The sequence below is a fragment of the Aquitalea pelogenes genome (assembly GCF_041914625.1).
Taxonomy (GTDB): Bacteria; Pseudomonadota; Gammaproteobacteria; order Burkholderiales; family Chromobacteriaceae; genus Aquitalea; species Aquitalea pelogenes.
On the sequence record NZ_JAYSDA010000013.1, the window covers coordinates 1 to 21,286 of the forward strand.

At 60.1% G+C, this 21,286-nt stretch carries 19 protein-coding genes; 15 read left to right on the plus strand and 4 right to left on the minus strand.

Annotated features, from left to right (window positions below; all coding sequences use genetic code 11):
• Positions 1–174 precede the first annotated feature (174 nt).
• Positions 175–798 carry a LysE/ArgO family amino acid transporter gene (locus ACE3SE_RS11715; RefSeq protein WP_374555446.1) on the minus strand — a complete coding sequence of 208 codons (624 nt, stop codon included), beginning with the start codon at positions 796–798 and terminating at the stop codon, positions 175–177.
• Positions 799–922: 124 nt separating this feature from the next.
• Positions 923–1,864 carry a LysR substrate-binding domain-containing protein gene (locus ACE3SE_RS11720; RefSeq protein ID WP_374555448.1) on the minus strand — a complete coding sequence of 314 codons (942 nt, stop codon included), beginning with the start codon at positions 1,862–1,864 and terminating at the stop codon, positions 923–925.
• Positions 1,865–2,057: 193 nt separating this feature from the next.
• Here ACE3SE_RS11720 and ACE3SE_RS11725 point away from each other — a divergent pair, with 193 nt between their 5' ends.
• The 8 genes from ACE3SE_RS11725 (at position 2,058) to ACE3SE_RS11760 (ending at position 8,334) form a co-directional block, all read left to right on the plus strand.
• The gene (locus ACE3SE_RS11725) at positions 2,058–2,783 is read left to right on the plus strand and encodes an isochorismatase family protein (RefSeq protein WP_374555450.1); all 726 of its coding nucleotides are present in this window, start codon (positions 2,058–2,060) and stop codon (positions 2,781–2,783) included.
• A 95-nt stretch (positions 2,784–2,878) separates the two neighbouring features.
• The gene (locus ACE3SE_RS11730) at positions 2,879–3,508 is read left to right on the plus strand and encodes an isochorismatase family protein (protein ID WP_374555452.1); all 630 of its coding nucleotides are present in this window, start codon (positions 2,879–2,881) and stop codon (positions 3,506–3,508) included.
• An 85-nt stretch (positions 3,509–3,593) separates the two neighbouring features.
• A complete protein-coding gene (locus ACE3SE_RS11735; protein ID WP_374555454.1) occupies positions 3,594–4,340 on the plus strand; it encodes an SDR family NAD(P)-dependent oxidoreductase in 747 nt (248 codons plus the stop codon).
• Positions 4,341–4,353: 13 nt separating this feature from the next.
• Entirely contained in the window at positions 4,354–4,659 is a 306-nt protein-coding gene (locus tag ACE3SE_RS11740) for a putative quinol monooxygenase (protein ID WP_374555456.1), read from the plus strand.
• A 127-nt stretch (positions 4,660–4,786) separates the two neighbouring features.
• Positions 4,787–5,683, plus strand: a complete 897-nt coding sequence (locus ACE3SE_RS11745) for a pirin family protein (protein ID WP_374555458.1) — start codon at positions 4,787–4,789, stop codon at positions 5,681–5,683.
• Positions 5,680–6,885: an MFS transporter gene (locus tag ACE3SE_RS11750; RefSeq protein ID WP_374555460.1), complete on the plus strand. Its 1,206-nt coding sequence runs from the start codon at positions 5,680–5,682 to the stop codon at positions 6,883–6,885. Before ACE3SE_RS11745 ends, ACE3SE_RS11750 begins: the two co-directional genes overlap by 4 nt.
• 32 nt (positions 6,886–6,917) lie before the next feature.
• Positions 6,918–7,820 (plus strand): LysR family transcriptional regulator ArgP, encoded by a 903-nt coding sequence (locus tag ACE3SE_RS11755; protein WP_374555462.1) that lies wholly within the window; start codon positions 6,918–6,920, stop codon positions 7,818–7,820.
• A 79-nt stretch (positions 7,821–7,899) separates the two neighbouring features.
• On the plus strand, positions 7,900–8,334 hold the full coding sequence (locus tag ACE3SE_RS11760) for a cytidine deaminase (protein WP_374555464.1): 435 nt from the start codon (positions 7,900–7,902) through the stop codon (positions 8,332–8,334).
• A 97-nt stretch (positions 8,335–8,431) separates the two neighbouring features.
• On the opposite strand, the gene purL is transcribed toward ACE3SE_RS11760, so the two are convergent.
• The gene (gene purL / locus ACE3SE_RS11765) at positions 8,432–12,391 is read right to left on the minus strand and encodes a phosphoribosylformylglycinamidine synthase (RefSeq protein WP_374555466.1); all 3,960 of its coding nucleotides are present in this window, start codon (positions 12,389–12,391) and stop codon (positions 8,432–8,434) included.
• Between the two features lie 147 nt (positions 12,392–12,538).
• On the opposite strand from purL, the gene ACE3SE_RS11770 reads away from it, so the two are divergent.
• Entirely contained in the window at positions 12,539–12,877 is a 339-nt protein-coding gene (locus tag ACE3SE_RS11770; protein WP_045846995.1) for a P-II family nitrogen regulator, read from the plus strand.
• Positions 12,878–12,965: 88 nt separating this feature from the next.
• Here the strand turns inward: ACE3SE_RS11770 and ACE3SE_RS11775 are convergent, their stop codons facing one another.
• Positions 12,966–13,757 (minus strand): outer membrane protein assembly factor BamD, encoded by a 792-nt coding sequence (locus tag ACE3SE_RS11775; protein ID WP_374555468.1) that lies wholly within the window; start codon positions 13,755–13,757, stop codon positions 12,966–12,968.
• Here ACE3SE_RS11775 and rluD point away from each other — a divergent pair.
• The 6 genes from rluD to ACE3SE_RS11805 all read left to right on the plus strand — a co-directional run bounded on the left by rluD (position 13,756) and on the right by ACE3SE_RS11805 (position 21,091).
• Positions 13,756–14,859: a 23S rRNA pseudouridine(1911/1915/1917) synthase RluD gene (gene rluD, locus ACE3SE_RS11780; protein WP_374555470.1), complete on the plus strand. Its 1,104-nt coding sequence runs from the start codon at positions 13,756–13,758 to the stop codon at positions 14,857–14,859. The two genes, ACE3SE_RS11775 and rluD, sit on opposite strands and share 2 nt — an antisense overlap.
• Complete coding sequence (gene pgeF / locus ACE3SE_RS11785) at positions 14,846–15,601, plus strand: peptidoglycan editing factor PgeF (protein WP_374555472.1); 756 nt, start codon at positions 14,846–14,848, stop codon at positions 15,599–15,601. Before rluD ends, pgeF begins: the two co-directional genes overlap by 14 nt.
• Before the next feature lie 473 nt (positions 15,602–16,074).
• A complete protein-coding gene (locus ACE3SE_RS11790; protein WP_131359961.1) occupies positions 16,075–18,948 on the plus strand; it encodes a ribonucleoside-diphosphate reductase subunit alpha in 2,874 nt (957 codons plus the stop codon).
• Between the two features lie 302 nt (positions 18,949–19,250).
• A complete protein-coding gene (locus ACE3SE_RS11795) occupies positions 19,251–19,643 on the plus strand; it encodes a nuclear transport factor 2 family protein (RefSeq protein WP_374555474.1) in 393 nt (130 codons plus the stop codon).
• Between the two features lie 77 nt (positions 19,644–19,720).
• Positions 19,721–19,993 carry a hypothetical protein gene (locus ACE3SE_RS11800; protein ID WP_062786734.1) on the plus strand — a complete coding sequence of 91 codons (273 nt, stop codon included), beginning with the start codon at positions 19,721–19,723 and terminating at the stop codon, positions 19,991–19,993.
• 18 nt (positions 19,994–20,011) lie between these two features.
• Entirely contained in the window at positions 20,012–21,091 is a 1,080-nt protein-coding gene (locus ACE3SE_RS11805; protein WP_045847002.1) for a ribonucleotide-diphosphate reductase subunit beta, read from the plus strand.
• Positions 21,092–21,286 lie beyond the last annotated feature (195 nt).

The window sequence follows — 21,286 nt, forward strand, 5'->3', positions numbered from 1 at the left end:
CCTTCATGTGGATGGAAACCGCCAGCGGCGATGGCTTTGTCTTCCTGCTGACCCGCGACGACCTGATCAAGGGACTGGAACTGGACGCTGCCGCTGAATAAGCCAGATCGCATCTATCGCACCTAATGAAAAAGCCGGACAGCGTCCGGCTTTTTTGCATTCTGCAACGGTGGCTTAGTGTGTAAGGCCGTAATTCCAGACCAGCAGGCTACTGGTAAACAGCATGATCAGGCCAATGGCGCAGTCCAGAATGCGCCAGCTACGCTCCTGCTGAAACAGCGGCGCCAGTTTGCTGGCAAAAAAACCGATACCGACAAACCAGCTGACCGAGGCGGTAATGCTGCCCAGAATAAAAGACGGCGCAGACTGACTGCCGTATACCGAAGCCACGCTGCCGATCAGGATGACCGTATCCAGCCATACATAGGGGTTCAGCAAGGTCACCAGCAAAATGGTGCGAATCGCCTTTTTCCTGTCCCGCTCCACCGAGCCCTCCAGTTTCAGTGCACCGGGATGCAGCGCCGCCCGGAATGACTTGAAACCCAGCCACAGCAAGAAACCGGCACCCAGCCAGGCAACGGTCTGTACAAAACCGGGGATGGCACCAATGATCTTGCCCATGCCCAATACACCACAGCTGATGAGGATGACATCCGCCACAATGCAGATCAGCACAATGGGCAGAATGTGGCTGCGCCCTATTCCCTGCCTGATGATGAAAGCATTCTGCGGACCAATTCCCACGATCTGACTACCGGAAAGGCCCAGTGCGGCCAGATAAACACTCAAGTTGAACATGGATTTCCCGTTGCACGGAGGTCTACCCGCCTGCCGGCCAGACCTGCTTGATTGACAATGCCCACAGACTAATGCCACAGCGATAAAAAGTTAAACTAATAATTTTTATACACAATAAGTATTTCTAATTTTCAATCACAGACTCATCCGCGCGGTACTCCAGCAGTGCAGGCAATTCACGCTTCACGAAGTCGATCAGCACTCGCACCGCGGGTGACAGGCCGCGCCGACTGGGGTAGAGCATCACCAGCCGGCCATCCCGCGGATGCCAGTCAGGCAGCACATGCTGCAACTGTCCGCTGGCCAGTTCCTGCACACAGGCATACAAAGGCAGGTCGGTAATGCCGATACCGGCAAGTGCCGCCTGTTTCAGGGTGGGAATATGGTCGCTACGCAGCAGGACGTTCATCTGTACATCGCAACTCATTTCAGAATGTCCACGTAAACGCAAGACATCACTGCCATCTCCTTGCGGCGCAAACAGCAAGGCATTGCACCCCGTCAACTGTTGCGGCTGCAGAACAGTACCTAATACCAGGGATGGCGCAGCCAGCAGGCCCCAGCGTGCCGTACACAGCGGAACCTGGATCAGGCTGGAGGGTAACAAGGCATGATTGATACCGCGCACCACCACATCCACCCCCTCTTCCAGCAAGTCCACCTGGCGATTGCAAGCCTGTACGGCCAGGCGCACTTTGGGGTAATGCAGCATGAACTGCGGCAGCAGGCGCGACAGCACTGCATCGGCAATCGCTACCGGCACACTCAGCCGTACCGTGCCGCTTGGTTCGTGCTGGCGTTGCCTGACCGCTTCTTCACCGGCGCGGGCTTCGGCCAGCATGGCCAGACAATGAGCATAGAGTGCCTGACCGGCATCGGTCAGGCTCACTGCCCTTGGCCCTCGCTGCAGCAAGCGTGTCCCCAGGTGCTCTTCCAGCAGACTGACACGCCGTGACAGCCTGGATTTTGGCAGACCCAGCGCACGTGCCGCCGCACTGAAGCCCTGGCGTTGCACCACTTGGGAAAACAGAAACAGATCATTCAGATCCAGTGGCAGTGCAGTCATCCCCCCCTCCCGTTTTCATCATCCTAATGTTCCATTGATAGAACGATAAACAAGACTTTTCTTATTTTTTTGTCCTGTTTCACTGCCCATACTATCTCCACGCATCCAGGCCTTTAGGACAGCACTACCCAGTCAGGCTTCCTCACAAGCACGAAACCTGCATGCGCACTCACTCACATACAAGGACTTCGCCATGAAACTTCGCCACATCCTGAACGCCACCCTGTTTGGCCTTGCTACCCTGTCTGCCGCCAGCATTTCCCTGCCGGCAGCTGCCGCGACAACCGTCGCCGCCACCCAGCAAAACGCCAATCTCACCATGCTGTCGCGTGACAACGCCGTACTGCTACTGGTTGATCATCAGGTAGGCCTGATCAGCGGCGTGCGCGACACCACGGTTGGCGATCTGAAACATAACGTGGTTGCGCTGGCCAAGGCCGCGCGCACCCTGGGCGTGCCAGTGATTGTAACTGCCACCATGCCGGACGGCATGTGGGGCCCGACCATGCCGGAGCTCACCGCCGCACTGCCCGGTGTAAAAGTGATCAGCCGCACCATGATCAATGCCTGGGATGACCCGAACGTACGTGCCGCCATCGAAAAAACCGGTCGCAAGCAAATCATCGTGGCGGGTGTATCGCTGGAAATCTGCGCCAGCTCCCCGGCCCTGTCGGCCAAAGCCGCTGGCTACGACACCCGTGTCGTGCTGGATGCCTCCGGCACCTTCAACGAAGCCAAACGTACTGCCGGCCTGCAACGCCTGCTGGGTGCCGGCATTCCGGTCACCGACTATGCCAGTGCGGCAGTAGAAATGCTGCGCAGCAATACCGATCCCAAGGCACACGATGTCTACGGCGACCTGGATATGCCGTTTGCCACCCTGGTATGGCAGATGCAAAGCGGCTTCACCAAGAAGTAAGCCGCTGCTGTGAGTCCGGCCAGCGCCTGTCTGCAGTCAGGCACTGGCCGCAGCGTACGCATCATCAGCATCTCTTTTAAAGCGAGGGGAACACCATGTCACAACATGAAAATACCAACCTGAACATGCTGTCGCGCGATAACGCAGTGGTACTGCTGGTCGATCATCAGGTCGGCCTGATCAGTGGTGTGCGCGACATTCCGCTGGGCGATCTCAAACACAATGTAGTGGCACTGGCCAAGGCTGCGCGCACCCTGGGCGTGCCGGTGATCGTGACTGCCACCATGCCGGACGGCATGTGGGGCCCGACCATGCCGGAGCTCACCGCCGCACTGCCCGGTGTAAAAGTGATCAGCCGCACCATGATCAACGCCTGGGATGACCCGAACGTTCGGGCCGCCATCGAGCAAACCGGTCGCAAGCAAATCATTGTGGCGGGTGTATCACTGGAAATCTGCGCCAGCTTCCCGGCCTTGTCAGCCAAAGCCGCTGGCTACGACAGCCGTGTGGTACTGGACGCTTCCGGTACCTACAACGAAGCCAAGCGCACTGCCGGCCTGCAACGCCTGCTGGGTGCCGGTATTCCGGTTACTGACTATGCCACCGCAGCGGTGGAAATGCTGCGCAGCAATGTCGACCCCAACGCGGGTGAAGTTTACAGCGACATGGACATGCCGTTTGCCACGCTGGTATGGCAGATCCAGAGCGGATTCACCAAGACCTAAGCACACGCAGAGAGCACGGCCAGCGCCCGCTTGAGGGCGCTGGCTGCCCACACCCCCCCATCAAGCCAGACAGAGCGAATCCGACATGAAACAAGCAGACAAGGTAGCCGTAGTCACCGGTGGTTCCCGCGGCATTGGCGCAGCCATTGCCCGCAAGCTGGCCGATGAGGGCGCGCAGGTAGTGATTGTGTATCGCAGCAATCAGCAACAGGCAGAGCATGTTGTTGCTGACATCATCAGCCAGGGTGGCAAGGCGGTAGCCTGTGCTGCCGATGTCAGCCAGGAGTCAGCCGTGCGCGATGTGCTGTCCGGCATTGCCACCCGTTTTGGCCGTATCGACATCCTGGTCAACAATGCCGGCGTGTTTGAAGGCCGCACGCTGGCGGATGTGGATGCCGAGCATATCGCCCGGGTGTTCGACGGCAATATGGGCAGCATGCTCTTGATGACGCGTCATGCCTTGCCGTTTTTCCCCGAGCGCGGCGGCCGCATCGTCAACTTGTCCAGCAACCTGATCTACTCGCCGCGCATTGGTACCGCCATTTACTCGGCCAGCAAGGCGGCCGTATCGGTACTGACTCACGCCTACGCGCTGGAACTGGGGCCACGCGGCATTACCGTCAATGCGGTGGCGCCGGCGATGACCGAAACCGACATGACCGCAGCCACACCGTTGGCCCGCCGGGAAGCGGTGGCCAATGGCACACCGCTGGGACGGGTGGCGCAGCCGGAAGATATTGCCGATGTGGTGGCATTTCTGGCCAGTGAAGATGCACGCTGGATTACCGGCCGTACCCTGCTGACCGATGGCGGCCTGACCGATGCCCTTTAACACGGCAACAGACATGCACGTTCTGACGGTTGAACTCACCATCAAGCCGGAAAGTCTGGCGGACTTCCTGCAAGAACTGCAGCAGTTCAGCCGCTTTATTGTGCAGCAGGAGGCAGACTGCCTGCGCTTTGAAATCTTCCAGGATGACGACGACCCCTGCCGCATCCTGCTGCTGGAAGGCTGGAGCAGCCGCCGTCATCTGGAAGAAGTGCAGTTGCAGCGCGCCTATTACCAACCTTACTTCGCCAGGGTGCACAGCATGTTTGCCACAGAGCGCCTGCTGCGGCACTGGCAAGCACTGCCACTCGAGCAAGGTTAAAGCACACGTTCAAGAAATCAGGCAGAGCAAGAGCAAAACCAGCAGCGGCCAGAACGCAGCAGGTTTTACCGTTGACGTTTAACCACGCTGCGGCCGTCCGGCCCGGCGGTATCAGGAAACAAGCACAATGACACGACTGAAGATTTCCTCCCCGGCCCAAGGCCAGCCGCTCACCATCGGCAGCGGCTTTCAGGCCCAGCATTTTGGCGAACAGATGTTCAATGGTCTGATTGACCCGGTGGTGATGGTGGACCACTTTCACATGACCAGCCCCACCTTCGAACCACACCCCCACGCCGGGATTTCCGCCGTGACCTATATGTTCGAAGACGCCAGCAGCCCGCATGTCAATTACGACTCCATGGGCAACCAGGGCCCCATCGTGCCGGGTGCCCTGCACTGGCTGGCCGCCGGGCGTGGCGCGGTGCATACCGAACAGCCGGAAGGCGCCAATCCGCATGTGCATGCACTGCAAATTTTCGTCAACCTGCCGGCCAGCAAGAAAATGCAGGCACCGTTTGCCGTGCATGCCGAACCGACGGACATCCCGGAATACCACGCCCCTGGTGTGCGGGTACGCGTGGCAGCCGGCAGCAGCAACGGCATCCACGCCGCCCACACCTCGGCATTGCCGGAAGCCTTTACCTTGCTGGATGGATTTATTGATGCAGGTCAGCATTTCACCCATCAACTGCCGCCCGGCTGGAATGCCATGCTCTACGCCATCGATGCGCTGCTACAACTGAGCGCCGACGGGCAAGGCATCCACATTCCGGCAGGGTCTGCCATTGGCATCGGTATGGATGGCTCGGCGACGCAGGCAGCCGACTTGCAGTTGCATGCCGCTGAGAACTGCCATTTTGTCTTGCTGTCCGGCCCGGCGCTGCGCGAGCCGCTGGTCAAGCACGGGCCCTTCGTGATGAATAGCAGCGAAGAAATCAACGACCGCATCCGGGCGTATCAGCGCGGTGAGTTCGGACAATTGACCGAGGACTGGCTGCGCAACAGCCATCAGCCCGCATGAACACGCCCAGCCAGCATCCAGCCACGCAGGCCACGCACTGGCCGACCGTACTGATTGCCATATTTGCGGGAGCCGCCGGGGCCTTCTGCCTTGGCAAAGTGCCGGCCGTGCTGGGGCTGCTGCGACAGGAACTGGGCCTGAGTCTGGTTGAAGGCGGCTGGATCGCCTCTGCCTTCAATAGCCTGGCCATCCTGCTCAGCCTGTTCATGGGTCTGCTGCTGGTGCGCTGGAATGCACTGCAAGCAGGCATCATCGGCCTGCTGCTGTTGCTGCTTGGCGGCGCACTGGCGCTGCCTGCGCATGGCCTTGCCATGATGCTGGCCTCACGGGTGATCGAGGGCATCGGCTTCTTGCTGGTCTCGGTAGCCATGCCAGGTTTGATCGTCAGTCTGACCAGCGATCAGGACAAGCGCCTGACACTCAGTCTGTGGGCGGTAAACCTGCCGCTGGGTGCTGCTGTCGGCATGCTGCTGACGCCAGCGCTGGCTGCAGTTGGTGGCTGGCGTCTGGCATGGCTGGCGGGCATGGCGCTGCAACTGCTGGCCTTGCTGTTACTGCTGCTGTGCAGACCTGTTTTCCGGCAGCGCAGCGCGCAGTCATTACCAGGCACACCACAAGCCGCAGCGCCGTTTTCAGTACTACGCCACTCGGCGGTCTGGCGCTATGGCCTCGCCTTCATGCTGTACACCCTGATGTTGTGGGCGGTTTTTGTCTGGCTGCCAACCATGCTGCAGGCCCGGGCGGAACTGAGCACCAGCTCCATCGCCCTGCTGTCGGCACTGGCGGTGGTGGCCAATATTCCCGGCAACCTTGCCGGTGCTTGGCTGCTACGCCGCGGCATGGCGCGCGACACGCTCATTTGCAGCGCACTGGGGCTGATGGGTGTGAGTGGCCTGCTGGCTTTCTGGCCTGGCCTGCCAGCGGATGCAGCCTACCTGCTGTGCCTGCTGCTTTCCTTTTGTGGCGGTGCGGTGCCGCCCGCTGCCCTGTCCTCAGCGCACGGGCTCAGCCGTGGCCCGGTGCAGCTGGCTGTCTTGCAAGGCTATTTCGTGCAACTGGCCAACCTGGGGCAATTGCTCGGCCCCTTGCTGCTGGCTGCCTTGGTGGCGGGCAGCACCGACTGGAGCGTGGCGCGCAGCCTGTTTCTGGCCGGCGTGCTGCTGGCTGCCCTCCTGTTTGCCATGCGGGCGCGCAGCCATTAGCATGAGCCACCTTGTTCAAGCGGGAGTACGCGGTGCTGGACCCAAAACAACTGGAAGCATTGTCAGCGGTGGTGGAGTGCGGCGGTTTTGACAAGGCAGCACGCAAGCTGTTTCTGACCCAGTCCGCCATTTCGCAGCGCATTCGTCAGCTGGAAGAAAACCTTGGCCAGCCGGTGCTCACCCGCACCAGCCCGCCCGCCCCCACCATCAGCGGCCGTTTGCTGTTACGCCATTACCAGCAGCTGTGCCTGATGGAGGGCGAGTTGCGCAACACCCTGCAGCCGGATGCCGAGGACAGCAGCTTCACCACGCTGACGGTGGGCGTGAATGCCGACAGCCTGGCTACCTGGTTCCTGCCCGCCGTGCAAAGTGTCATGCAGCAGCGCCGCCTGCTGATTGACGTGATGATGGATGATCAGGACTACACCCACGAGCTGATGCGTAGCGGCCATGTGGTGGGCTGCATCGGCACCCGCCCCACGCCGATCCAGGGCGGCGAGTGTCACTTTCTGGGCAGCATGCGTTACCTCTGCCTGGCCACGCCGGCCTTTGCCGCCCGCTATTTCCCCGATGGCTTCACGCCGGCGGCACTGGCCCAGGCCCCGGCCATCATTTTCAGCGGCAAGGACGACCTGCACAGCGAATTCCTGAAACAGTTTGCCGCATACGAGGGCAGCACGCCGCACCTGACCCTGCCCACGCCGCAGGGCTTTGTGCAGGCCACCCGACTGGGGCTGGCCTACAGCCTGCTGCCGGAGCTGATGATAGACGACGACCTGCACACCGGCCGTCTGGTCAACCTGCTGCCCGGTCAGTACGTGGACCTGCCCTTGTACTGGCATCACTGGCGGGTGGAATCCTCACTGGCACAGTCGCTGAGCGAGGCCTTGCTGCAGCACGCGGCACAGGTATTGCGTCAACCAGGAGTAGATTGATTCCTGCATGGTGCCGGTTGACAGTGTGCGGCGCGCAGCGCAAGATCACGCGCCCTGCTTGAACCCATCCGGAGAATCCATGGCAACCGCTATTCCCAGCCCCGAACAATGGGCCGCACTGGAAGCTGCCGCCCGCGCCGCAGCCCGTCAGGCCTATGTGCCGTACAGCCGCTTTGCCGTTGGCGCAGCCATTCTGGACGAAAAAGGCCTGGTCCACCCCGGCTGCAATGTGGAAAACGCCAGCTATGGCCTGGGCAATTGCGCGGAACGCACCGCCCTGTTTTCCGCCAGGGTGCTGCACGGTCTGCAACAGGTGATTGCTGTCTGCATCTATACCCCCACGGCCACGCCCACCTCCCCTTGCGGTGCCTGCCGCCAGGTGCTGAACGAATTTGGCCCACGCATGCTGGTGCGCAGCATCTGCGATGGCACTGCCCGCATCGACACCACGCTGGACCAGTTGCTGCCACATGCCTTCGGCCCGCAAAACCTGACAGATGCAGCTGCATCCTGATTCTTAAGCTTGCTGAATACATAAAAAAACGGAAGCCATCAGGCTTCCGTTTTGTTTTGCAGAGGCACAAGGCCTCCACCGTTTTTGTCAGCAGCGCTTAGCCCACCCAGCGGCGTGCCGAGGCGAACATGCGGAACCAGGCACCGTTCTCGCCCCAGCTTTCCGGATGCCAGCTGTTTTGCACGGTACGGAACACACGCTCCGGGTGCGGCATCATGATGGTGAAGCGGCCATCGGCGGTGGTGACACCGGTAATGCCAGCCGGCGAACCGTTCGGGTTCAGCGGGTAGGTTTCGGTCGGCTTGCCATTGAAGTCCACATAACGCAGCGCGGTGATCACGCCGTCCTGTGCACCCGGGGCAAACACGGCACGGCCTTCACCGTGGCTGACCACTACCGGCAGCTGGCTACCTACCATGTCGGCCAGGAAGATGGACGGCGATTCGGTGACTTCCACCATGGTGAAGCGGGCTTCGAACTGCTCGGACGCATTGCGCTGGAACTTCGGCCAGTGCTGGGCACCCGGAATGATGCCGGACAGATTGGACATCATCTGGCAGCCATTGCACACGCCCAGCGCGAAGGTATCGCCACGCTGAAAGAAGGCTTCAAACTGCTCGCGGGCACGCGGGTTGAACAGCACGCTCTTGGCCCAGCCTTCGCCGGCACCCAGCACGTCGCCGTAGCTGAAGCCACCGCAGGCGGCCAGACCCTTGAAGTCGGCCAGCGACACGCGACCGCTGATGATGTCGCTCATGTGCACGTCAACCGCCTGGAAACCGGCACGGTCGAATGCAGCAGCCATTTCCAGCTGGCCGTTCACACCCTGCTCGCGCAGGATGGCCATGCGCGGACGTGCGCCGGTGGCGATGAACGGTGCGGCCGGGTTTTCTTCGGTATCAAACGACAGCTTGGCAAACAGGCCTTGCGACTGGGTGTCGGACAGCAGCAGGTGCTCGCTGTCGGCGCAGGCCGGATTGTCACGCATGCGTTGCAGGCGATGGCTGGTTTCGCTCCAGGCCTTGTGCAGGTCCACACGGCTTTCATTGAACAGCTCTTCGCCGTGATGATTGATGACCAGGCGGTCCTTGCTGTTGATCTTGCCCAGCACGAACAGCTCGCGGCCAATGCCGGCAGCCATGAAGCGGGAAATTACTTCGGCGGTGTGCGACTTCTTCACCTGCAGTACGGCACCCAGTTCTTCATTGAACAGCACGCGCATGATGCGGCCGTGTGTGGCGGCTTCCGGGGTGGGCTGTACAAAGTCGTCGATCAGGCGCTGGGTATTCTTGCGCTCGATCACCAGCTCTTGCAGGTCTACCGTCAGGCCGACGTGACCGGCAAACATCATTTCCGCCAGCGTGACGAACAGGCCGCCATCGGCACGGTCGTGATAGGCCAGCAGCATTTCGTCACGCAGCAGGGTTTGCACGGTATTGAAGAATGCAGCCAGCTGGGCCGGGCTTTCCACGTCCGGCGCACGGCCTTCCATGGCTTTCCATACCTGACCATAAATAGAGCCACCCAGGCGGCAGCGGCCATAGCCCAGGTCCACCAGGATGATGTCGGTGTCTTTTTCGTTGCGCAGCTGCGGGGTAACCGTCTTGCGCACGTCTTCCACCGGAGAGAAGGCGGTGACAATCAGCGAAACCGGTGCAGTCACCGACTTCTTCTCGCCGTTTTCTTCCCATACCGTCTTCATCGACAGCGAGTCCTTGCCCACCGGAATGCTGACGCCCAGATCCTGACTCAGTTTCGATACCGCTTCCACGGTTTCGTACAGGCGGGCATCTTCACCCGGATGACCGGCAGCAGCCATCCAGTTGGCGGACAGCTTGATGTTGCCGATGTGGCTGACAAAGCTGGCGGCAATATTGGTGAGCGATTCACCAATGGCCATGCGACCGGAAGCCGCGGCGTTGAACAAGGCAGTCGGTGTGCGCTCGCCCATGGCCATGGCTTCGCCACGGTAGCTGTTGAAACCCATGGTGGTGACGGCAACGTCGGCCACCGGCACCTGCCACGGACCAACCATCTGGTCACGCGCGGTCATGCCGCCCACCGAGCGGTCGCCGATGGTGATCAGGAAGGACTTGTCCGCCACCGCCGGGTTACGCAACACGCGGTAGGCGGTTTCCTTGAGCGGGAAGCGCGAAGCGTCGAACACGCGTGTTTCCAGCGCTACGGTCTTCACGTCGCGGGTCATGCGCGGCGGCTTGCCCAGCAACACTTCCAGCGGCATGTCCACCGGGTTGTTGTTGAAGTGGTCGTCGCGTACTTGCAGGTGGCCATCATCGGTAGCCACGCCCAGTACGGCAAACGGACAGCGCTCGCGTTCGCAAATGGCGGTAAAGCGGTCCAGGTCCTGCGGCAGGATGGCCAGCACGTAACGCTCTTGCGATTCGTTGGACCAGATCTGCATCGGGGTCATGCCCTTTTCTTCCAGATGCACCTTGCGCAGGTGGAAGATGGCACCGCGGCCGGCGTCGTTCACCAGTTCCGGGAAGGCATTGGACAGGCCACCCGCACCCACGTCGTGAATGGACACGATGGGGTTGTCGGCACCGTACTGCCAGCAGCGGTCAATCACTTCCTGGCAGCGGCGTTCGATTTCCGGGTTGCCGCGCTGTACCGAGTCGAAGTCCAGGTTTTCGCTGTTGGCACCGGTGTCCATGGAGGACGCCGCGCCACCACCCAGGCCGATCAGCAGGCTGGGGCCACCCAACTGGATCAGCAAGGCACCTTCCGGAATTTCATTTTTGTGAATCTGTTGCTGCTGGATGCTGCCAAGGCCACCGGCAATCATGATGGGCTTGTGGTAGCCGCGCACTTCGCCGTCGACAACTTCTTCAAAGGTACGGAAGTAGCCGGTCAGGTTGGGACGGCCGAATTCGTTATTGAAGGCAGCGCCGCCAATCGGGCCGTCCAGCATGATTTGCAGGGCGGAAGCAATGCGACCCGGACGGCCGTATTCGGCCTGGCTGTCGCTGTACACTTCCCACGGCTGCACAAAGCCCGGAATGTTCAGGTTGGACACGGTAAAGCCGGTCAGGCCAGCCTTGGGGCGCGAACCGCGACCGGTGGCGCCTTCGTCACGGATTTCACCACCGGAGCCGGTGGAAGCACCCGGGAACGGGGAAATGGCGGTCGGGTGGTTGTGGGTTTCCACCTTCATCAGGATGTCGGTCGGTTCGGTGGTGAAACCATACTCGGCCGTTTCCGGTGCCGGATAGAAGCGGTCGATGAACGCGCCTTCAATCACCGAGGCATTATCCTTGTAGGCCACCAGCGTGCCTTCCGGATGTGCATCGTGCGTGTCACGAATCATGCGGAACAAGGACTTGCCCTGCTCTACGCCGTCGATCACGAACTGCGCATTGAAAATCTTGTGACGGCAATGTTCCGAGTTGGCCTGGGCAAACATCATCAGTTCAACGTCGGTGGGATTGCGGCCCATGCGGGTGAAGTTTTCTACCAGGTAGACGATTTCGTCTTCGGACAGCGCCAGGCCCAGCGAGCGGTTGGCCGCTTCCAGTGCCGCACGGCCACCACCCAGGATATCCACGCTGGTCAGCGGCTGCGGGTCCATGTGGACGAACAGCTTGTCGGCATCATCCAGCGAGCCCAGCACGGTTTCGGTCATGCGATCGTGCAAGAGGCCCGCCAGAACCTGACGAGCCTCTTCACTTAAAGATACACCGGCGGTGCTTACCCAGTAAGCAGTGCCGCGCTCGATCCGCAGCACTTGTTCCAGCCCGCAATGGCGGGCAATATCGGTAGCCTTGGAGGCCCAGGGGGACAGCGTACCCAGTCGTGGCGTCACCAGGAACAATTCGCCCTGCGGCGCTTCGGCGTAAGGCGCCTCGCCGTAGTTGAGCAGCTTGCCCAGAATGCCTTGCTGTTCGGTCGAGAGTTCGCTTTCGCTCTCGGCAAAATGCCAGAATTCGGCTTTCAGGCTGATCTCGGGCAAACCGGCCTCTTGGGCGGCAGCGAGAAGTTTTTCAAGACGAAACTGGGACAGGGCAGCACCGCCCCGCAGCTTGAGAATGGTCGACATGCAACACTCGCGACAAGTATCAGGAAAGCGCGTCATAATACAGCAAAACAGGCCGTACATTAAGGCCATTCTGCGGCGAATGTCGGGCTATCAATCGTCCACAGCGCATTTACGGAACAATAAAGTCACCGCAAGGAGCACCTGAGCATGAAAAAAATCGAAGCCGTGATCAAACCCTTCAAACTGGATGAAGTGCGTGAGGCCCTGTCCGACCTTGGCATCAACGGCCTGACCGTCACCGAAGTCAAGGGTTTTGGCCGCCAGAAAGGCCATACCGAGCTGTATCGCGGTGCCGAATACGTGGTGGATTTCCTGCCCAAGGTCAAGGTGGAAGTGATTCTGGCCGATGATCTGGTAGACCGCGCCATCGAAGCCATCGTGGCGGCCGCCCGCACCGGCAAGATTGGCGACGGCAAGATTTTTGTCACGGCCGTTGAGCAGGTGGTGCGTATCCGTACCGGCGAAACCAACGAAGACGCGATTTGATCAGCCCGCGCCATTCGGCCCACCCGAATGGCAGGCAAAGAAAAAGGCCGCAAACGCGGCCTTTTTTTCATACGGCATCAGGCATGAATTACTTCCACACCTTCCACCACGGCATTTCCTGCACCTGCCACGGCTGGGTCAGATAGGCGCTCTTGGGGTAGTTCAGCGCCAGCACGCGTTTGGCGTCGTCGCCCAGCTTGGTCATGCCCAGCTTGTCGTAGGCCACCGACATCAGCGCCAGTGCTTCTTCCGGATACTTGGTGTTGGAGTATTCCTTCACCACGTTCTGCGCACGGTTGGCAGCCGCCAGGTAAGCGCCGCGTTTCATGTAGTAACGCGCCACATGCATTTCGCCGCCACCCAGTGCATCCACCAGACGGTTCATCTTTTGCAGCGCATCCGCACTATACTTGCTGTTCGGGAAGCGCGTGGTCAGCTCGCGGAAGGCAAGGAAGGATTCGCGGGCGGCTTTCGGATCGCGCTCGCTCATGTCCTGGCCAGCCCATTTCGACAGCACGCCCTGATCGTCGTTGTAGTAGACCAAACCCTTCAGGTAGTACACGTAGTCCACATTCGGGTGGGCCGGGTGCAGCTTGATGAATCGGTCGGCAGCGGCGACAGCCAGCTCGGGTTCGTTATCCTTGTAATGGGTGTAGGCCAGGTCCATTTCGGCCTGCTGGGCATAGCGACCATAGGGGTAGCGCGCTTCCAGCGTTTCGTACAGCTTGACAGCACGGGTATAATTACCGCTGTTCAGTTCATCCCGAGCTTCCGAGTAGAGCTTTTCCACGGTCCAGCCGCGCGTTTCGTCGTAGGTTTCCGTGGTTGCACAACCGGCAAGCCCCATCACCAACATTGCTGCTACAACGTATCTTTTCATGACCGATCCTTACTATGACTCGGAGGATTATAGCGATATCTCGGAAAACGAGGTATCTGCAAGTCAACAGCTGGAGGTTCCGCTATCCATGGGTAGCGAACGCCTCGATGCAGCTCTTGCCAAACTCCTCCCCGATTACTCCCGCAGCCGCCTGACCCAATGGATCAAGGATGGCCATGTACTGGTGGACGGCAAAGTCGTCCCCCCGAAAACCAGGCTGCTGGGTGGCGAAAAGCTGGACGTTACCATTGTTCAGTCAAATGAAGAAATGGCTTACCAGGCGGAAGCCATGGATTTGCCCATTATTTTTGAAGATGAACACATTCTGGTGGTGAACAAACCGGCCGGCCTGGTGGTTCATCCGGCCAGCGGCAACTGGACCGGCACCCTGCTTAACGGCCTGCTGCACCACTGCCCCGCGCTCGCACACGTACCGCGCGCCGGCATTGTGCACCGGCTGGACAAGGACACCAGTGGCCTGATGGTGGTAGCCAAGACCGTACCCGCACAAACCGAACTGGTACGCCAGCTGCAAGCACGCACGGTAAAACGCATTTACCGCGCCATTGCCGATGGCGTGGTGCCGTTTGACGGCACCATCAGCACCCAGATTGGCCGCGACCCGCACAACCGCCTGAAAATGGCGGTGCTGAAGTTTGGCGGCAAGCCCGCCATTACCCATGTGCGTGTGCTGGAACGCTTCGACAGCCATTCCTATATCGAATGCAAGCTGGAAACCGGCCGCACCCACCAGATTCGTGTGCACATGCGTGAAGCCCGCCATCCGCTGGCCGGCGACGCCGTATACGGCAACCCGCGCCACAAGATGGACGACTACGTGGCCGACGCGGTCAAGCTGCTGGCCCGTCAGGCCCTGCACGCCTACAAGCTGGCGCTGGTTCACCCCGCCACTGGCGAAGAGCGCAGCTGGCAGGCCCCCATCCCGGATGACTTCATGCACCTGCTCAATACCCTGCGCGGCGAAGGCGGCGAACGACTGGAACAGGCCGTCCTGGGCGAAGAAGGCGACGAAGAAGACTGGGACGACGAGGATGATGAAGACGACGATGGCGACATCGAGGTGATTTATGTCCGTGACTGACGCTGCCAGCCAGTGGATCAAGGCCGACTGGCCCGCCCCGGCCAATGTGCACACCCTCATCACCACCCGCCAGGGTGGCCACAGCCTGCAGCCGTTCAACAGCTTCAATCTGGGCAGCCATGTCGGGGATGATGCCGACGCCGTGGCCGCCAACCGCGAACTGCTGCGCAGCCACCTGCCGGACGAACCGGCCTGGCTGAACCAGGTACACGGCACCCACGTGGTGAATGCCGCCGAAACGGGCGACACCCTGCAGGATGCCGACGCCAGCTACAGCACCACGCCCGGCAAGGTATGCGTGGTGATGACGGCAGACTGCCTGCCGGTATTGCTGTGCAATGACGCCGGCAGCGTGGTGGCGGCGACTCATGCCGGCTGGCGCGGCCTGTGCGATGGCGTGCTGGAAGCCAGCGTGGCCGCCACCGGTGTGGAAGCCTCCAGCCTGATGGCCTGGCTGGGCCCGGCCATCGGCCCGGATGCCTTCGAAGTGGGTGCTGAAGTGCGCGCTGCCTTCATGGCGCAGGACCCGGCAGCCGAGCACGCCTTCACAGCCATTGGCGAAGACAAATACCTGGCCGACATCTATCTGCTGGCACGCCAGCGACTGGCCGCGCTGGGTATTGACCGGGTATACGGTGGGGATTTCTGCACTGTCATCGACCGCGAGCGTTTTTTCTCCTATCGCCGCGACAAGATTACCGGCCGCATGGCCAGCCTGATCTGGCTGCAAGCGCAAGACTAAGCTGCGACTCACCCCGAACGGCAGCCCGCCCCGCGCTGGCTGCCGTTTTTTCATGCCGTCCTGCTGGCAAGCAATGCAGAAAAAGATGAAACGTCATCAATTTTTCATGCCAAAGGCGTAGCGCCCCCGCAACACAGCGCCGACACCATATCTTGTGGTAAATCCGCAGCAGCACCCAGATGCTTGTCTTTACTGGATTTCTTGCCAACGGCAAAAGCAGACAGTTAACGCCCAAAAATTTCCGATACCGCTGCAAGCCTTATCTGGCGCGGATTTCACATTTTCCGATGCGCTGTCAAGACTTGCCCAGACCGTAACAGACCACTAGAATTTGGGCCAACTTAGCAGTACAAACATACATATTGTGTTTATTCACAACGAACACACAGCTTTTCAACAGACTTGTCCACAGCCCTGCCCGGCCTACCCGGCAGCCGCAGCGCGAAGGACGCAAACCACCCAAAGAGGGCTCCATGCAACTGACCACCTTTGAAGGGCAAACCGCCGCCGAACTCGGCCGTGCCGCCGCCCCCCAGGCCGACTTCAGCCACTACAAGACCATTCGCCGCAATGGTGCCGTAGTGGCATTCGAGCCGGTCAAGATCTCCATCGCCATGACCAAGGCATTCCTGGCCGTGATGGGGCATCAAGGCGCCACCTCCGCCAGCATTCGTGACAAGGTTGCCCAGCTGACCGAACTGGTGGTCAACGCCCTGATGCGTCGCAAGCCCGAAGGCGGTGCCATTCATATCGAAGACATCCAGGACCAGGTGGAACTGAGCCTGATGCGCTTTGGCGAACACGACGTGGCCCGCGCCTACGTGCTGTACCGCGAACAACGCTCGCAAGAGCGTGCCGCCCGTGGCGAAGCGCTGACCCAGATCCAGATCAACGTCATCCGCAAGGATGGCCGAAAGCAACCGCTGGACATCGCCCGCCTGCGCGCCGGCATCGAATCCGCCGCCCAGGGCCTGGCCGGTATCGACATCGACGCCATCCTGTCCGAAACCCTGAAGAACATCTACGACGGCGTATCGCTGGACGAAGTGAACAAGTCCGCCATTCTGGCCGCCCGTTCCATGATCGAACAGGACCCGGCCTACGACTATGTCACCGCCCGCCTGCTGCTGGACAGCATCCGTCTGGAAATCATGGATGAATCGGTAAGCCAGGAAGAAATGGCCGAGCGCTATGCCGAGTACTTCCCGCAATTCATCAAGAAAGGCATTCAGGCCGAACTGCTGGACGAAAAGCTGGCCGAGTTCGACCTGAAAAAACTGGGTGCCGCCCTGGACGCCAAGCGCGACCTGAAATTCGGCTACCTGGGCCTGCAAACCCTGTTCGACCGCTACTTCCTGCACATCGACGGCACCCGCATTGAAATGCCGCAGGCCTTCTACATGCGTGTGGCCATGGGCCTGGCACTGAACGAAGTAAACCGCGAAGCCCGCGCCATCGAGTTCTACAACGTGCTGTCCAGCTTCGACTTCATGTCGTCCACCCCGACGCTGTTCAACTCCGGAACCCGTCGCAGCCAGCTGTCCAGCTGCTACCTGACCACCATTGCCGACGACCTGGACGGCATTTACGAAGGCCTGAAGGAAAACGCCCTGCTGTCCAAATTTGCCGGCGGCCTGGGTAACGACTGGACCCCGGTACGCGCCATGGGCTCCCACATCAAGGGCACCAACGGCAAGTCGCAAGGTATTGTTCCCTTCCTGAAAGTGGTGAACGACACCGCCGTGGCCGTGAACCAGGGTGGCAAGCGCAAGGGCGCGGTATGTGCCTACCTGGAAACCTGGCACGCCGACGTGGAAGAGTTCCTGGAACTGCGCAAGAACACCGGTGACGACCGCCGCCGCACCCACGACATGAACACCGCCAACTGGATTCCGGACCTGTTCATGAAGCGTGTGATGGAAGGCGCGGAATGGAGCCTGTTCTCCCCGTCCGAAACCCCGGACCTGCACGACCTGTACGGTGCCGCCTTCGAAAAACGCTACCAGCACTACGAAGCCATGGGCGAACGTGGCGAGCTGAAAGTGTACAAGCGCATTCCGGCCCTCAGCCTGTGGCGCAAGATGCTGACCATGCTGTTTGAAACCGGCCACCCGTGGGTGACCTTCAAGGACCCGTGCAACATCCGCAGCCCGCAGCAGCACATGGGTGTGGTACACAGCTCCAACCTGTGCACCGAAATCACCCTGAACACCAACGACGACGAAATCGCGGTGTGCAACCTGGGCTCGGTCAACCTGGCCGCCCACATGGGTGCCGACGGCAAGCTGGACGCCGAGAAGCTGCAACGCACCATCCGCATCGCCCTGCGCATGCTGGACAACGTGATCGACATCAACTTCTACCCGGTGAAGAAGGCACGCAACTCCAACCTGAAGCACCGTCCGGTGGGCATGGGCATCATGGGCTTCCAGGACTGCCTGCACATGAAGCGCGTACCGTACGCCTCGCAGGAAGCGGTGGAATTTGCCGATGAATCCATGGAAATGGTGGCCTACTACGCTTACTGGGCAGGCACCGAGCTGGCCGAAGAACGTGGCCGTTACCCGTCGTACAAGGGCAGCCTGTGGGACCGTGGCCTGCTGCCGCAAGACAGCATCAACCTGCTGGCAGCCGAACGTGGCGGCTACCTGGAAATGGACCGCACCGAACGCCTGGACTGGAACGCCCTGCGTGAACGCATCAAGCAACACGGCATGCGCAACTCCAACACCCTGGCCATCGCCCCGACTGCCACCATCGCCAACATCATTGGCGTGTCTGCCAGCATCGAGCCGACCTACCAGAACCTGTTCGTGAAATCCAACCTGTCCGGCGAATTCACCGTCACCAACGAATACCTGGTGCGCGACCTGAAAAAAGCAGGCCTGTGGGACGAAGTGATGGTTGCCGACCTCAAGTACTTCGACGGCAGCCTGGGCCGCATCGACCGCATTCCGGCCGAGCTGAAAGCCATTTACGCCACCGCCTTCGAAATCGACCCGAAATGGCTGGTGGAAGCGGCATCGCGCCGCCAGAAATGGATTGACCAGGCCCAGTCGCTCAACCTGTACATGGCTGGCGCATCCGGCAAGAAGCTGGACGACCTGTACAAGCTGGCGTGGATTCGTGGCGTGAAAACCACCTACTACCTGCGCACCCTGGCAGCCTCCAGCGCCGAGAAATCCACCGGTCGCGGCGGCGAACTCAACGCAGTGGCCAGCGGCCTGAACCCGGCCTACAACGCCGCCGCCGAACAAAGCGCCCCGGTCGCCGAAGTGGACAACACCCCGGCCACCGACGCCAAGTTCTGCAGCATTGACAACCCTGATTGTGAGGCTTGCCAGTAAGGCAAGCAGAACAATCAGCGGTTGGTGCGTAGCAACAACCCGGACGACACCGGAGCAAAGCGACGGTGTCCAGCCCGCAGGGCTGGGCGAAGCTTGCCAGTAAGGAAGTCGATATAAATCTAAATCGGCATTGCTGATTTAGACACATGGTCAGCCTCCCGCGAGGCTGACCCATTCTTAAACGCGTTGCCATGCAGCCCGCTTAAGAATGGGGAAGTGTAAAAGCAAACAAGATGGCAGCCAGCCCGCGGCCAGCCATCATCTGAACAACGCCCACGAGGCGCTAACAATCAGAGATGCCCATGACACTTCAGGAATTTTTCAAACAATACAGCCAGGCCTATTCGGCACTGGATGCAAAAGCCGTCTACGCCATGTTCACCCGCCCTTTTGTGGCGGTATTCCATGGCCAGACGGCGGTTTTTGGAGAACGCGATACCGACGCCCTGTACCAGGCCACCGTCGGCATCCTGGACTACTACCGCGACCAGGGCGTCACCAGCGCCAGCTGCTATGTGGCCGAAGTACTGCCCTTTGGCAGCGACCTGGCCAGTGTGAAAGTGCGCTGGACCGCCAAGCGCGACCAGGCCGAACCGTGGATATTTGCCACCGCCTACCACCTGAAACGGGAAGACGGCCAATGGCGCATCTACGGCGTGGCCCAGTACGAAGAACACAGCCACCCGGCCCACTAATCAAGCCGGACGGGCTTCTCAAGCCGGTTGGCCCACCAGCCGGCTTCGGAAGCAAACAACACACGGGGGACACAGGCATGAGCACCACCCTATTTTGCAGCGCCAGCCGCGCCGCACAGCACCCGGAACAAGACCGCTACCGCAAGCTGGGCCTGGTGCTGGTAGACCTGCCCGAAGCGCTGCGCGAAACGCCAGCCGGCCCCCGCACCGCCATCCGCATCATGCGCCAGAGCGCCATGCAGCTGGAACAAGCCCCCTGTCAGCCCGACAGCAGCACCAGCACGCATGCCCTGCCCGGCGCGCAATACCAGATCCAGCCAGCCGCCCCGCAAGGCGTAGCCGGCAAATAAACTCGGAGAATCCAATACATGTTGAGCTTTGACGACACCCCGGTACAAAAACCGTCCGTAGCCCCTACCGACAGCAACAGCGCAGGCCGCGTCAACGCCGTGGACAAGAAAGTCATCAACGGCACCACCGACGTCAACCAGCTGGTACCGTTCAAGCACAAATGGGCCTGGGAAAAATACCTCGCCCAATGTGCCAACCACTGGATGCCGCAAGAAGTAAACATGCAGCGCGACATCGAACAATGGAAAACCGGCCAGCTGACCGAAGACGAAATGCGCATCGTCAAGCGCAACCTGGGCTTCTTCGTTACCGCCGACAGCCTGGCTGCCAACAACATCGTGCTGGGCACCTACCGCCAGATCACCAGCCCGGAATGCCGCCAGTACCTGCTGCGTCAGGCCTTTGACGAAGCCATCCACACCCACGCCTACCAGTACATCGTGGAAAGCCTGGGCCTGGACGAAGGCGAAGTGTTCAACGCCTATAACGAAATCAAGTCCATCCGTGACAAGGACGAATTCCTGATTCCCTTCATCGACGTACTGTGCGACCCGGCCTTCAAGACCGGCACCCTGGAAAACGACCAGAAACTGCTGCGCTCGCTGATTGTATTTGCCTGCATCATGGAAGGCCTGTTCTTCTACGTCGGCTTCGTACAAATCCTGGCACTGGGCCGTCAGAACAAGATGACCGGCGCGGCCGAGCAGTACCAGTACATCCTGCGTGACGAATCCAGCCACTGCAATTTCGGTATCGACCTGATCAACACCATCAAGCTGGAAAACCCGCAGCTGTGGACCGAAAGCTTCAAGGCCGAAATCGTCGAGCTGTTCAAGAAAGCCGTGGAACTGGAATACGCCTACGCCGAAGACACCATGCCGCGTGGCGTGCTGGGCCTGAACGCCAGCATGTTCAAGGAATACCTGCGCTTTATTGCCAACCGTCGCATGCAGCAGATTGGTCTGGACCAGTTGTTCCCGGGTGTGAACAACCCCTTCCCGTGGATGAGCGAGATGATTGACTTGAAGAAGGAGAAGAACTTCTTTGAGACGCGAGTTACCGAGTATCAGACTGGCGGGGCGTTGAGCTGGGATTGATCTTGAATATCAGAAATTGGAAAGATTGAAATTTGCAATCTTGAATTTCAGCTAAAAATGCTAAAAATCTTGCCGTAAAAAAGCCCTGCATGTGCAGGGCTTTTTTACAAACAAAAATATCACAAGTGATTTTAAAGAAAAAATAAAAGGTAATAATAGTTACAGTCATTAGCAATCTCGCCATACAGCCGGATT

Excerpts from the sequence above, each read along its gene's own strand:
- ACE3SE_RS11805 (WP_045847002.1), top strand. The coding sequence starts at position 20,012 with ATGTTGAGCTTTGACGACACCCCGGTACAAAAACCGTCCGTAGCCCCT.
- ACE3SE_RS11760 (WP_374555464.1), top strand. The coding sequence starts at position 7,900 with ATGGCAACCGCTATTCCCAGCCCCGAACAATGGGCCGCACTGGAAGCT.
- ACE3SE_RS11750 (WP_374555460.1), top strand. The coding sequence starts at position 5,680 with ATGAACACGCCCAGCCAGCATCCAGCCACGCAGGCCACGCACTGGCCG.
- rluD (WP_374555470.1), top strand. The coding sequence starts at position 13,756 with ATGACCGATCCTTACTATGACTCGGAGGATTATAGCGATATCTCGGAA.
- ACE3SE_RS11775 (WP_374555468.1), bottom strand. The coding sequence starts at position 13,757 with ATGAAAAGATACGTTGTAGCAGCAATGTTGGTGATGGGGCTTGCCGGT.
- pgeF (WP_374555472.1), top strand. The coding sequence starts at position 14,846 with ATGTCCGTGACTGACGCTGCCAGCCAGTGGATCAAGGCCGACTGGCCC.
- ACE3SE_RS11725 (WP_374555450.1), top strand. The coding sequence starts at position 2,058 with ATGAAACTTCGCCACATCCTGAACGCCACCCTGTTTGGCCTTGCTACC.
- ACE3SE_RS11790 (WP_131359961.1), top strand. The coding sequence starts at position 16,075 with ATGCAACTGACCACCTTTGAAGGGCAAACCGCCGCCGAACTCGGCCGT.
- ACE3SE_RS11715 (WP_374555446.1), bottom strand. The coding sequence starts at position 798 with ATGTTCAACTTGAGTGTTTATCTGGCCGCACTGGGCCTTTCCGGTAGT.
- ACE3SE_RS11770 (WP_045846995.1), top strand. The coding sequence starts at position 12,539 with ATGAAAAAAATCGAAGCCGTGATCAAACCCTTCAAACTGGATGAAGTG.
- ACE3SE_RS11735 (WP_374555454.1), top strand. The coding sequence starts at position 3,594 with ATGAAACAAGCAGACAAGGTAGCCGTAGTCACCGGTGGTTCCCGCGGC.
- ACE3SE_RS11720 (WP_374555448.1), bottom strand. The coding sequence starts at position 1,864 with ATGACTGCACTGCCACTGGATCTGAATGATCTGTTTCTGTTTTCCCAA.
- ACE3SE_RS11740 (WP_374555456.1), top strand. The coding sequence starts at position 4,354 with ATGCACGTTCTGACGGTTGAACTCACCATCAAGCCGGAAAGTCTGGCG.
- ACE3SE_RS11800 (WP_062786734.1), top strand. The coding sequence starts at position 19,721 with ATGAGCACCACCCTATTTTGCAGCGCCAGCCGCGCCGCACAGCACCCG.
- ACE3SE_RS11795 (WP_374555474.1), top strand. The coding sequence starts at position 19,251 with ATGACACTTCAGGAATTTTTCAAACAATACAGCCAGGCCTATTCGGCA.
- ACE3SE_RS11730 (WP_374555452.1), top strand. The coding sequence starts at position 2,879 with ATGTCACAACATGAAAATACCAACCTGAACATGCTGTCGCGCGATAAC.
- purL (WP_374555466.1), bottom strand. The coding sequence starts at position 12,391 with ATGTCGACCATTCTCAAGCTGCGGGGCGGTGCTGCCCTGTCCCAGTTT.
- ACE3SE_RS11745 (WP_374555458.1), top strand. The coding sequence starts at position 4,787 with ATGACACGACTGAAGATTTCCTCCCCGGCCCAAGGCCAGCCGCTCACC.